This window comes from Vreelandella boliviensis LC1, from assembly GCF_000236035.1.
Classification (GTDB): Bacteria; Pseudomonadota; Gammaproteobacteria; order Pseudomonadales; family Halomonadaceae; genus Vreelandella; species Vreelandella boliviensis.
Genome location: NZ_JH393257.1, coordinates 2,003,693 through 2,016,946, shown reverse-complemented (window position 1 = coordinate 2,016,946; position 13,254 = coordinate 2,003,693). Strand labels below are relative to the sequence as shown.

Sequence of the window (13,254 nt, the reverse complement as noted above, 5' to 3'; positions counted from 1 at the left end):
GCTAGCCTTTAAGGCACAGCCTGCCCCGTGGGCGCAAGAATTTTGCGCAAGAAGTGGCGCGTTCGCTCATCTTTAGGCGCGGTGAACAGCTCTTCTGGCGGGGCTTGCTCGACGATACCGCCTTCGTCCATAAATACCACCCGATCCGCTACTTCCCGGGCGAACTGCATCTCGTGGGTGACGACAATCATCGTCTGGCGTTCTACCGCCAATTGCTTCATCAGGCTCAAGACCTCCTCCACCCACTGGGGGTCAAGGGACGAAGTGGGCTCATCAAACAGAATCACATCGGCATTGGCTGCCATAGCCCGACCAATACCCACCCGCTGCTGCTGGCCGCCGGAGAGCGAAGCCGGGTAAGCATCCGCCTTATCTGCCAGGCCGATGCGCTCCAGAATTTCCCTTGCCCGCATATGGGCCTGAGCTTTCGGTAGCTTGTCCACCACAATCATGCCTTCGCTGATATTCTCCAGCGCGGTTTTATTGGCGAACAGGCCGTAGTTCTGAAACACAAAAGCAGTACGCCGACGCAGCGCCAGAATATCTGCCCGGCTGGCCCGCTGGGTATCAACACTCAAATCCCCCACCTGCAGTCGACCTGCATCAGGGCGTTCCAGAAAATTAATACAGCGCAACAGCGTCGACTTACCCGTACCGGAAGGGCCGATGATGACAATGATCTCGCCTTGAGAAAGGCTTAAATCGATATCTTTAAACACCGTATGGCCGCTGAAACGCTTGGTAATGCCTTGCAGCGAAATCATCGTTGGTAGGCCTTATTCAGGTAAATTTCTAACCGACGCTGACCCCAGGAGAGCACCTCCACCACCGCCCAATAAATCAGCGCTACCAGCAAGAACGCCTCCAAATAAAGAAAGCTGCCCGCCGCCTCTTTTTGCGTGGCCCCCATTAGTTCGGTGACGCCTAACGTAAAGGCCAACGAGGTCGCTTTGATCATATCGATGAAGTAGTTCATCAGCGTCGGCGTTGCCACACGGGTGGCCTGGGGCAGAATAATGCGCCGCATTAATTGCGACTGGGTCATGCCGATGGAGAGCGCGGCTTCGGTCTGGCTGCGGTCAATCCCCACAATGGCAGCACGAATGGATTCGGCCATGTAGGCAGAGAAGTGTAACGTTAGCCCCAGTACCGCAGCTGTCACGCCGGTAATGGCGATCAAAGAGCTTATTAGCTGTGGCAGGCCGTAATAAAAAAGGAACAACTGAACCAGCAGCGGTGTACCGCGAAAAAACGAAATAAACAGCAGTGAAAAGCCATTTAATACCGGCACTTTTGACACGCGAACCACCGCTAACAGGCACGCCAGTATCAACGCAAATATCATGGCAATCGTTGCCATTTGAAGGGTGAGCGGCAAGTAGCGCAGCAGAACCGGCAACAGCCCCCACATATATTCGAGGTTAAGCATGGTAATTAAACATAGGCTAAATCGCTTATAAGCAAACGGCCGTGGCAATGCCACGGCCGCATGAAACGGATAAGATCAGTTGTTACGGCTGAGTGATATCAGTATCGAACCATTTCTCAGATATCTCACGTAGCTCGCCATTATCGCGCAACTCCGAAAGTGCTGCGCCAACGCGGTCACGCTGCTCACGACCCGCCTCGTCATCACGGAACGGCAGCGCATTCTCAATGGTCGAGAATGGCTGGCCCGCCAGCTCTAACGGCAGGTTTTTCTCTTTAATGACTTGCGTAGCACTCACGCGATCCATCACAAAGGCTTCTACTCGGCCCAGCGCCACATCCTGCTCAATGTTGGATTCATAGGTACGAATATCGATTTCATCGGCGTTCGGTTGTTCACGCAGCAGCTGTTCGTAGTTGGAACCCAGGTTCACCGCCACGCTTTTGCCGGACAAATCTTCAACACCTTGAATAGTGTCATTCCCTGCCTTTACGACGACCTGTGCACCGTCATACACGTAAGGCGAAGTGAACACATACTTCGCTTCACGCTCTGGGGTGATAGTGATTTGGTTGGCAATGGTGTCGATACGCCCAGACTCAAGCATACCCGCCAGCCCCGAGAAGCTAGCAGTAACGAATTCGATGTCATCACCGGTGATCTCACCCACTGCATTCATGACATCGACTTCAAAGCCTTTAAGCTCATCTTGCTCAACGAAGGTAAAGGGGAAGTAACCACCGGACATGCCCACTCGAAGTGTATCGGCTTGAGCAGCCGCGGCGAACAACCCGCTGGCAACGCTTAGCGAAAGCGCGGCGAGGGAGATATTAAGCTTGCGTGATAGTAGCATGAGTCTGTTTCCTCGTTAGTCGATATCCCGACGATCCGAATAGCCGCAAAAAATTCATGCGGCGTTGATGGCAGCTATTTTACCCGCAAGACAAAAGCATACAAAAGAATATTAAAAATATTTTTTATTCCATTACTGAATATACGTTCGCGCTCAGCTGTTTGGCTATTTTTGTCTGATTGCTTGGAACGTTTTGGGGGTGGCTACTTGCCGCTTTGCATCCAGTACGCTGCCGCCTAGCGCTGCCAGCTCTTGAGAAAACGTAACAAGCTTTTCCAACTGCACCTTATCAAACCCGCGCCTGCGCTTAGGATTTTTGAGAATGATGCTTACACCACCGATCAAATGCTCTGCTTGCTGGAAGCTGTCTGGAGAAGGCATCACTCCAGGCGGGTAGGCATTAGCGACACACAATGGATTCTGCGGAGTAACACCTGGCACGCTGTAAACCTGAAGCGCGGCATCGTAGTGGGCATCCCATTTTTGCAGACTAACTTGAAGCTTCTTATTGAGCGCGGTATCGGGCTGTTCAAACATCACAAACAGTACATGAGCACTCTCTTCGGCCGCTGCAGGTGCCACCTCCTCTACGCTATCTTCACTCTCGGGTAACGTAGAGGGAGTGCTCACCTGCTTTGCAATAGTAGAAGGTTGAGTTGGTAATTTGGTGCTCTCATTGGTTGGCACTAATGGCTGCCCAAGCCTTAGCCACTCTCCGCCTCGCCACATTCCCCCTTCCAGCACGCCTCTGCCGCTTAGTAAGAAGTACATGCAAACGACAAGGCCGTTAAAACTCAACCAGCCTGCAGTGATGGCTAAGGTTACCGCCAGTTTGTGCGGATCCATGGATTGGCTTCCTACCCAATGAAGAGCGACCGAAGTGAGCACTCACAACAATTTTGAGCGCTACGCGTGATCATTCATTATCGAATAAAACCTAGGAAGGTCAACATTAGTCAGCTAATCAATTAGTGGGAGAGGGTTTAGGAGAAGTAATTTCGTATGGGTCATTTAAAAGACATAGATATTGAAGGACGACATGCTCTGGCGGGGAGTGTTTCAACATCCCCCGCGATCTAGGCTATTCGCGGGAGAAACCGACGCCCGCCAAGTGGATCTGTTTGCCAACAACACGATACTTGTCGAGCTATCCTTTAGTTCTAAGCTCCAAGCGTTCTACTTTAAAATAGCTGCTCAGCAACTCACACTCGAAAAGATAAACATGGCTGAAAAACCAACTGCTGAAGAGTAGCATCAAATAGTGATTGTTGAGCATTCACATAAAATAATTATAAAAGTGTACAGACAAATTGTTTACTTATCAGCTTTAGCATAACATGCTAAAAAGTTTTCAACATCATCATGAACTAAAATAGATGGCACAATTATATAGAAAGACTATCATTGACTTTTTAAATAAAATAAATTTTAAAACTAATTAAACTCATCAAACCTCTGCTTCTATAGGCTTTAGAATAAAAATCACTGCTACCATGCCTAATAAACACGGACAATATCTATAAACAAAGATCTCAATATTCGAAAATTAGCAACAAAAGAACCACCAAATCTGGAACGTCCTATACGATCTTTGACAGAAAAATCAACTTGACTATAACAAAAACCTCTTCTGGCGGCGTAAATAGCTAATTCAGTTCCTATTGAACCATATGAATCAAAGTGACCCAAAGACTCATACACTGATATTTTATATGCTTTCATTCCGCACAATGGGTCATTAATCCCATAGCGAAACTTGGTATAATAAGCAAAGACATGTTCAGCGAAACGTGGACGTTTATTCCTTACACCTAGAACAAGATCAGCGCCCGAGTCGATACTATCTAAAAACTGAGAGATTAATCCTGGTTCATGCTGACCATCTGCATCAATAGTTACGACCACTTCAAACCCTCTTCGGAGAGCTTCTTTAAAACCAGAATTTAAAGCTTTATCATACCCCATATTCTTAGCATGAGAGACAACATAAGCCCCAGCACTACTGGCTTTTTCGGAGGTCGCATCGTTGGAAGAATCATTAACGACGATAGGCTGCCCATAATTTAAAGCAGCAGAGACGACATCAAAAATAGTCTCAGCTTCATTATATGCTGGAATAACTAAAGCTATTCGAGATCTGTCCATTTAATATAATCACCAGTTGTTATAGTGTGGCGTATTTTCCTACCAATTATTTCGTCAATGAGGTAGGGAGGCAACCCATCTACCGGACAAGGGCGTAGTACTGTTAAGTGTTCCCTTCTAACTCGGTCCCCAGAGTGTAAATCTTGAGCTAACCGAATGGCACGGCGCTGTAATATTACTGTCTCTTGTTCATTTTGCTCTACCTTTTTAATGCCGTTGCCTAATGCATTCTCTAGCTCTCGGGTACGATTAACCATTTCTTTCCAAGAATATGGGTTCATAGAAAATTTATGATCAGGACCTTGACGGTAATTGTCATCAGTAAAGTGCTTTTCCACCATACGTGCCCCTAAGGCGACCGCACCCAAAACTGTAGCATGTCCAGGTGTATGATCGCTCAAACCGAGAAGCAAATCAGGATATATTTCACGAAAAGTCCTTAACACATTGAGCTGAATGTTCTTGAAATTATCAATACTGGCAGTATAATTTGTATTGCACTGCATAAGGCATAAATTAGTGTTGATAGCTAACCCAGCACTTACAGCACGATTAACATCCTCCATATTGGATGCGCCACTTGCAAGAATATATGGCTTCTTTTTAGATGCAATATACTCTACCATTTCAATCCATGTAATATCTCCAGAACCTATTTTATAAGCTGGAACATAAGGATCAATATGATCTACCAAGTCCATACTGTATGGGCTAGTGAAGAAACTTATACCTGCTTTTTTGCAAGTATCTTTCAGGATATCTGACCAATCTAGATTAATACTAGCATCTTGATAGACCTCAAATACTGATTTTTTCCATGAAGATTGATGTGACTTCTGACCACTAAGAGCTTTAAAACCATGATCGCTGACAATGGTTTCAGCTTGAAAGTGTTGAAATTTAGCAGCATCAGCGCCAGCTTCAGCTGCAAGAAAAATTAAGTCCTTAGCGCGTTCGATATCGCCATCATGGTTAGCAGCTATATCAGCAATAAAGTAAACAGGATGATCCCTTCCAACTTTTTTATTTTCTATTTGAATCATGGGATTTTTTTTCATTTTTGGTACTCCTTAGTAGCCCTATCAATTTCAACAACTAATGAAGGCAAGGTAACTCCAGCCGCGCGCTCAAAACGCTGAACATCTAACCGCATATCCTTAGGCCGGTAAGTTTTTATAAAATTCACCTCATCACTCGAGCAGCGTGCCATTATATTACAATTCAATCTGAGGGAGAGAGCAAACTTGTAGGCAAAATCAGCCTTACTCAACCCATCTCTTGCTCCTAAGTTGTAAACACCAACTAATTTTTTTTCAATAGCTAAACTCAGCATTTCACAGAGAGTAGGCATAGAAAGTGGACTAAAAAGAACATCTTCAAATACTTGAATAGGATTATTTTCAGTTAAGTTTGAAAAAAGCCAATCCGTTAAGCTGGCACGATTCTCACACTTACTTTTTCCAAAAAAATTAGTTCTTATAATTAAGCCACCTGCCATACCAGCAACCAATTCACCAGCATACTTCGAAAAAGCATAATAATTTTTTAGATCGACTTTATCTTCAGCATGAGGGCCTTGACCATCATAAACTTGATCTGTTGAAATATGAATAAGTTGAACTGACTTTTTAGCATTCCTGATCCAGCTTGCAACATTTTCAAGCGTTTTAACATTACCTACATAAGCTTCATTTGGATAAGATTCGCAAAAATCGACATTAGTCATCCCAACAAGATTGAGTACTGCATCAGGATTTAATTTATTAAGCATATCCATTACTTCTTCAGGAGCACTCATATCTGCACATGCTAGAATTCCTTCATTTCTACTATGCCCTAGCACTTCCCATGTAGGCGAATAATCGAAACTCATAAATTCACTACCGAGAAGGCCATTAGCCCCAAGAACAAGCAATTTTTTTTTCATAAGTTATATTTCTATCCTATTGATATTTTATGCTTTTATACATAATCTCAGCACGTTTCCAATCATCTTCATTATCAATATCGACGACTCGCCAGTTAGGGATAACTAGGCCAGCTCCTTTAGAATGCATTCGCTTCATACCTAGCCAAGCACTACTTTTACCCCAATAAAATTGGCCAGTGTCATGATAAGTTACTGGAAGATCTTGAGTCCTAGATAGCTCATGCTCAGGATATAAAAATTTCATTTCGCCAGTTTCGGAACGATACATTGAACGCTGTACAGGATGAGGGAACTCAGTCACAGGGTATACAAAGTCAACAGGTATTTTTTTAAGCTGGGCCAAACCAGCAGCCAAATCATGTTTTATAACAAAGGGGGCACAAGGATAGATGCAACAAAAGAAATCCGCATAAAAACCTAACTCGTTGCAAGCTTTAACAGCATGAGCCATAACAGGAACCGTAGGTGTGCTATCTTCTGCAAGCTCGTACGGTCTCCTAAATGGTACTTCAGCGCCGCAGGAAATGGCAGTATCGGCGATTTCTTCGTCATCAGTCGAAACAATAATATGATCAAACAACTTTGAATCTTGAGCTACTTTAATAGAATAATAAATTATAGGCCGGCCATCGAACAGTTTAATATTTTTCCGTGGTATTCTCTTGCTACCGCCACGAGCAGGTATAACCGCGATATTCATATCTTCGTCCGCACCTTCATTCAGTTCAACTTTTCCATTAAAAACCAATTAATATCATCTTGTGGAAAAGAAGGATCTTTACTATAAGCAAAGCCATAATCAACAAGCTTTATCTTACCCTCAAATTTTTTCATAATTTCGCCGCAAAAATCTCTTTTGAAAAGTCGGTCTTGATGCCCTCTATACTCAATTTCTGTCGGAACAGGATTATAGTACTCTGCGAAAACAATATACTTAGAAGAAGCTTCAAATATTTTATCGTAAACAGAGTCAAGCTCATCTGGATTTATATGAATCAAAACTGTCTTTAGCAAAACCAAATCATATCTACTAATCGGCTTCCAATCTAATATAGATTCATTAAAAACATTTATATCAATCCCAAGCTTTTCTTTTAATGTTAATAGAGAAGCTGCAGCGTTTGCATTGATTTCAACACAATCAAATGAAACGTCAGGCATTATATTACTAAGAGCGTAGATATTTAGGCCTATATTTGAGCCCATCTCTAAAATCGAATCTACGTTGCTCACTCTATCCATAATTTTTGAAAAAAGAACAGTATTCGAGGCTATAATTTTATTATTAGAATTTCGACCAATATAGTCATCGCCAAACTTTCCTGCCCAAAAATTTTCTTGATCTGTTTTATACATAAAAACCTCTGATTTAAAAATTAAAAAAATTAGGTAATTAAACCTAAAAACTAATGCATGCCCAGCGCATTAGTTTTAAATAACACCAATTTTCTCACGATTCAGCTCAATCCAGGCCTGCAAATCAGAGCCAGTCATCCATTCGGAATTGTTATTACTCGAGTAGACGAAACCATCCGGCACAAGCTTACCGTCTTTGATGCGGTTAGCGTCTTTGTCCCAATTATTGATCTGCGGTAAGATCTTGAAATGTTCAGGGTATTCGTAGGTGTAATGGGCGTCTTCGGCGCTGATCATTTGTTCATGTAGCTTTTCCCCAGGTCGAATACCGACGATTTCTTGCTTAGCTTCCGGAGCGATCGCTCGCGCCAAGTCGGTTACCTTCATTGATGGAATTTTCTTTACATAGATTTCACCACCTTCCATATCTTCAAAAGCGTGCCAAACCAGCTCAACACCTTCTTCTAGTGAAATCATAAAGCGCGTCATTCGCTCATCTGTAATCGGTAACACGCCCTTTTCTTTAATTGACATAAAGAATGGAATCACCGATCCGCGTGAGCCCATTACATTGCCGTAGCGGACCACAGAAAAACGAGTGGAGCTATGACCAGCATAATGGTTGCCTGCAACGAATAGCTTATCAGACGTCAATTTTGTGGCGCCATACAGATTAATTGGACTACTGGCTTTATCAGTTGAGAGTGCCACCAGTTTTTTTACACCTTTATCGATGCAGGCATCGACAAGATTCATCGCACCGATAACATTTGTCTTTATGCATTCGAACGGGTTGTATTCAGCTGTTGGAACAATCTTCGTCGCCGCCGCATGAACGACGTAATCCACCCCGTCCAGTGCGCGGTAAAGGCGCTCTCTATCACGTACATCGCCAATAAAAAAGCGGACGCGTGGATCACCTTGAAAAAGCTTGGCCATTTCCCACTGTTTCATCTCATCCCGAGAAAAAATGATGACTTTCTTAGGATTATAGCGTTCAAGCAACATCGGGATAAACGTATGGCCAAAGGAGCCAGTACCACCGGTAATGAGGATATTTGAGTGATCGAACATCATTCGTAAACCTCAGGAATAAATGAGGGAATCTGCATAAATTCTTCGCTTGGCTGATTCAGCACCCGGTAAGGAACTCCCAAGTATTCACACTCCCAGACAGAAGTTGTGAAAGGGTTTACGATTATAACCTCTTTTGCGTTAGCATAAGCCTGTAATATGGATCGTTGCTGAGTGTCCACTGCAGCACCTGGAAATAGGGAGAGCATTTTCTGTTCTTCTTTTCGACTATAACCGTGTTGTCGCCTCAATCTTACTACAACCAATTTTTTTTCTTCGTCACTCAAAGAATGATAAAAAGCTTTTATTGCCTCTTTTCCATAGTAGTCCAAATCCGTACCGGACAAGTATTCAGGTATCACACTCTTGTGCGGCCCTATTACCAACACTTCCTTTGGATTTCTTTTTAACTTGGAGAACTCTTTTTTCAAAGCAATTAGCCTGTGTGGCTTTTCTGGAACAGCATTACTGCCACCCCACCCCCAGGTAAAATACAAATCTGACATTCTTTTTTCAAAAGATGTCGGAGGATGGCTCGGATATTCCCCGTACGCGCCCCCATGCTGGTGAAGATATAGCGGCACACCTCTCTCAGTTAAAATAGCTGCTATTAATCGAGAAGTAATTGTGGGTAACAACGCTGAATAAAGAAAGTCGGGTTTTCGGCCTTCCAAAATCTTTTCAGTCACTTGATAAAGAGGCTTAAAGTCTTCAAGCAATTCTGTAGGCAAACACAGCGCCAAGCTTGCCCAAAACCCGTCATAGCCTTCAGCTGGCTTTATCTCATCTAACTTGGCAAGCTTATAACGGGCTTCTTGATCGATTTTATCTGCCACAAAAGTATCAAAAGCAGGTACATCTACAAATTCAACACCGTTAGATTTATATTTAGCTTTCCAATATTTAGGATTATGCACACCCAGGTTATAAGCTATAGGCTTATTTTTTGATTCATAGCCATCCAGAAGATCACTAACTTTCTTTGCCTTAATATTAAGGGATTCAAAAGTGGATGTTCCCACTAACTGCCTAATTTTTACATCAGATGGGATAACATTATCAACCACATAAGGAGACGATGGCCCGATAAGCGTCTCTGTTCTATTCATATACTCTCTAAACGTTCTAAAAGGAAAATTCATTAGTATTTCTTCGGCATCTGGAGAAGCGTTAAGAAGACCATTGTTCCACCGAGAAATATACCTTGAGACAAAGCGTTGCCCCAAAAAATAATGCAACAATATCTCCCAGAATCGCTCACTTTTATCTAACCCATGAATTACATTTAGCTCTTCAGTTAATACTTTTCGAGAAAATTCATAAAGCTCACCTAATCTTTTAGTAATTTGATAAGTTGATTTCTCTTTAAGCTCCTGCACTGCCTGTTGAAGAGGCATATCATTAACTAAAACACTTTCTCCATCCAAAGACGAAGATACTTTTCTTACTGCCAAAGTATCTAAACTACTATAGTTATATAATACGTAATCCAAGCCTGAAAGATAAATGCACAAATTACTGTATGCTTCGTGGGACAAATGAGCCCTTTCAAAGTTAATCAGCTGTGGCTGGGTCACTTCGATATTACAGGAATAAATAACTTTATCATCCATCCCTTCAGCATCGACCTGCAAAATATCGATTTGTTGCTCTTCCCAAGAAGCGGTATCTAGAATAGTCAAAAGGTCATGTGAAGGCACTTCAAGCTTTTCTATAGCATCATCTATATTGGTATTTTTAGGCAAATTCCCTTCTGCGTGTTTTACAACATGTTTTTTATCAAAAGAAGAAAATCCGCTTGGCACACGGTAATTAGGCGAATCGTGTAAATATCTCTTTGTGAACAAGCCATAATAAGCTGGTTTGATACGATAAAGGTTTAGTAGTGCATCAGGGCCGACAGCATAATTAGCAATGTGTGCTTCGGGGTGAAGAGCATAGTTTCTCTCTAAATGTTCGAGGATATTACTCTGTGGCTCAATAAGAAGAACCTTGGTCTTATCCTTATTGCGCATAACAACTTCATAGATAGGATCGTTAATGCATCCATCGTTTGCACCTACCTGAACCACTTTTGTGCAGTCTTTATTATTAATAATTTCTTGTATATTGCGCTCATACAAGGTTGAATCGCTAACTTTTTTAACATCAGCACTAAAATCATTACTACTCATGGGATGAGTTGGCGACTGAGTCTGCTCATCACTACTTTCAAGCGAATTAGAAACACGTGGCAATAAATTTTGCGCTTCAAGAAACTCCAGCGCCTTGTCTTGACCAACATCTGCTATTAGCTCAAAAGCAATGTCATGTGCTGCAAAGCCAGCACTTAGGATAAAGGCTAGCTTCATCCTTTCTTTCTCGCTTAGAGTAGCCATGCGCTCGTGGCTAGGCAGGAATAGAACATCGGCGCTTTCTTGCTCAGTGGCACAAGGAGAGTGGGCATTTAGCTTTTCTGGCAAATGGCTGTAATGGCTAATGTTATGAAAGCGGTAGAAACGGAAGCCATTGCGACTGGCCCAGTGCTGTAGTTCTGCAAAGCTAGGCTGATGTTCATGGGTAGGCTGGAAGGCGACGCGTGCCTGAATCAGTAGTGTATGTATAAGTGACTTTTTACCATGCTCCAGCACGGCTATGGCATCGCTTAGTTCGTCAAGAATCAACCAGTCAAGGTTACCCAGGCCGTCAATACTGTCCAGCGCCACAGTATTAATCGGCAGTTCAGCCAGTGGCTTTGCGCCTAGGTGGTGACGTTTGGGAAGTTGTTCAACCGGTAGCGGGGTAAGAATGCTACTCATTTCGGCAGCCACACAGGCGTTAAGTGTTGCTGCTTTACCGTCGCCGAGCAAGGCATGCTGAAACAGTTGTATGTACTCGCTACCTTCGTACTGCTTGGTATCTTTTATTTCGCTGGCAGGGTCAAAAGCGACTATGCCAAAGGCTTCCGTAGCCGCCATTTGGTCGGCAAGGCCACTTTTGATAAGACTGGCGCGGTTGTCGAGCACCATAATTTTACCTTTGATTTGCCAGGTAAAATCATCAGTAAGCGTCAAACGGTTAGCCTGGTGCTCAGCGTTACCCCGCTTAGCGCTGGGTTGTTTGGCGCTAACCAGCTGCGGCAGTGAGTTATCAACCTTGAACTCTGGCTTGGTGGCACGGCTAGCTAGACGCTGACGGTGGCGCTTTTTCTGAGTAATTGCAAAATCTTTGTTACCAGCACGCAGCCCGACCAGGGGCGTTAGCGCGGTAAGCAACTTGTCGGTTGCCCGGTCAATGTGATGCTTTTCTTTGCCTACCTGCAAAGCACGAGTCACATAATCCTGGTACAGGTCTTCATCATCGAACAAACTAATGGCTGCATCAACGATCGGTTGAAGCTCTTCATCGCTAAGCAGATGCTGGTAAGGTTCTTCGTAACAAGCATCCGGAAAATCAAAGGCGACACCGGCGTTGCCGATCATTTCGGGCATGCCACCGCGGTTAGTAATAAGCGCCGGAATACCGTTAAGCATGGCCTCTGCCAGCACACGCCCCGAGCTTTCCCACCATAAACTAGGCGCCATCACCACACGGGCACGGCTATAAGGGCTCCGCATATCACTTGTGTTCGCAGTCACGGTCACATTGCCCAATGAGCTACGCTGCTTACCCATTCGGCGTGTGGTATCCCGCAGCACGGCGGGCCAGTCAGCCCGTGCTTCTACCACCTCAAGCTCAATATCAGGCCTTTCTCGCTCCAGCTTTTCTGCCAACTGAACAAATACGCTCGCGCCTTTTTGCCAACTAGGGTTAACAAACAGCAGACGCTTACGTTCATGCTGTTCGGCGACAAAGCTGTCTGGGGCGATAAACTTGCCCACCGGCTTGGCCATATAGCCTACCGTTTTTCGGTACATATCCGCCGTGGCTTGGCTATCAGTCAGTATCAAATCCACATCACGACACCAACGGGGTGCTTTATAGCTGCCGTTAGCCAGATAGAAAGCGACCGGAATCCCACGATCACGCGCTTCATCGGCAATTAGCATGTCTAAGGTTTGCCCACCATAGAACCACACCACATCTGGCTTAAAGGAATCTAGCAGATAAAGGTACTGGCTGTACCAAAGCCCTTCTTCATGCGTAGTAAAGTGATTACGATTGTGGCTATAGCTAACTACCAGTTGGTGAGTCAGTGGGCCGTCCTCGGCTTCAATCAATTTATGCAGATGGGTGCTTAAGTCTGGGAATTGCTCTTTGAGCCGCCCCATCCCCTTGGTGTTGTCGAATACGGTCGCACCCAGAATTTGGACATCGTAGCCATGCGCAACCAATTGCAGCAGCATTTGGCGCACGGTCATACTGGCACCGCTGGAGGTATCCAATAAACAGAAAGGATTAGCCCAAAGCAGGCGGGGTTTGCGTTTTTGAGTAGCAGGCGTGGTAGTGGTTTTAACCATGAATCGGCTCACACGGAAAAATGACAAT

At 44.2% G+C, this 13,254-nt stretch carries 11 protein-coding genes; all 11 read right to left on the bottom strand.

Annotation, left to right across the window (positions count from 1 at the left end; translation table 11 throughout):
- Positions 1 to 8 precede the first annotated feature (8 nt).
- On the bottom strand, positions 9 to 764 hold the full coding sequence (locus KUC_RS09000) for an amino acid ABC transporter ATP-binding protein (protein WP_007112867.1): 756 nt from the start codon (positions 762 to 764) through the stop codon (positions 9 to 11).
- The gene (locus KUC_RS08995; protein ID WP_040480033.1) at positions 761 to 1,429 is read right to left on the bottom strand and encodes an amino acid ABC transporter permease; all 669 of its coding nucleotides are present in this window, start codon (positions 1,427 to 1,429) and stop codon (positions 761 to 763) included. The genes KUC_RS09000 and KUC_RS08995 overlap by 4 nt, the downstream gene beginning before the upstream one ends.
- 82 nt (positions 1,430 to 1,511) lie before the next feature.
- Positions 1,512 to 2,282 carry an amino acid ABC transporter substrate-binding protein gene (locus KUC_RS08990; RefSeq protein WP_007112865.1) on the bottom strand — a complete coding sequence of 257 codons (771 nt, stop codon included), beginning with the start codon at positions 2,280 to 2,282 and terminating at the stop codon, positions 1,512 to 1,514.
- Between the two features lie 165 nt (positions 2,283 to 2,447).
- Positions 2,448 to 3,128, bottom strand: a complete 681-nt coding sequence (locus tag KUC_RS08985; protein WP_007112864.1) for a cell division protein ZipA C-terminal FtsZ-binding domain-containing protein — start codon at positions 3,126 to 3,128, stop codon at positions 2,448 to 2,450.
- A gap of 651 nt (positions 3,129 to 3,779) precedes the next feature.
- Positions 3,780 to 4,427: a glycosyltransferase family 2 protein gene (locus KUC_RS19325; RefSeq protein WP_083825760.1), complete on the bottom strand. Its 648-nt coding sequence runs from the start codon at positions 4,425 to 4,427 to the stop codon at positions 3,780 to 3,782.
- Complete coding sequence (locus KUC_RS08975; RefSeq protein ID WP_007112862.1) at positions 4,409 to 5,485, bottom strand: N-acetylneuraminate synthase family protein; 1,077 nt, start codon at positions 5,483 to 5,485, stop codon at positions 4,409 to 4,411. Before KUC_RS08975 ends, KUC_RS19325 begins: the two co-directional genes overlap by 19 nt.
- Positions 5,482 to 6,354 (bottom strand): SDR family oxidoreductase, encoded by an 873-nt coding sequence (locus tag KUC_RS08970; RefSeq protein WP_083825759.1) that lies wholly within the window; start codon positions 6,352 to 6,354, stop codon positions 5,482 to 5,484. Before KUC_RS08970 ends, KUC_RS08975 begins: the two co-directional genes overlap by 4 nt.
- Before the next feature lie 16 nt (positions 6,355 to 6,370).
- A complete protein-coding gene (gene pseF / locus KUC_RS08965; RefSeq protein WP_040480027.1) occupies positions 6,371 to 7,057 on the bottom strand; it encodes a pseudaminic acid cytidylyltransferase in 687 nt (228 codons plus the stop codon).
- 20 nt (positions 7,058 to 7,077) lie between these two features.
- Positions 7,078 to 7,713: a pseudaminic acid biosynthesis-associated methylase gene (locus KUC_RS08960; protein ID WP_007112859.1), complete on the bottom strand. Its 636-nt coding sequence runs from the start codon at positions 7,711 to 7,713 to the stop codon at positions 7,078 to 7,080.
- A gap of 75 nt (positions 7,714 to 7,788) precedes the next feature.
- Positions 7,789 to 8,787 (bottom strand): UDP-N-acetylglucosamine 4,6-dehydratase (inverting), encoded by a 999-nt coding sequence (pseB, locus tag KUC_RS08955; protein ID WP_040480453.1) that lies wholly within the window; start codon positions 8,785 to 8,787, stop codon positions 7,789 to 7,791.
- On the bottom strand, positions 8,787 to 13,226 hold the full coding sequence (locus KUC_RS19320; RefSeq protein ID WP_007112857.1) for a glycosyltransferase: 4,440 nt from the start codon (positions 13,224 to 13,226) through the stop codon (positions 8,787 to 8,789). The genes pseB and KUC_RS19320 overlap by 1 nt, the downstream gene beginning before the upstream one ends.
- Positions 13,227 to 13,254 lie beyond the last annotated feature (28 nt).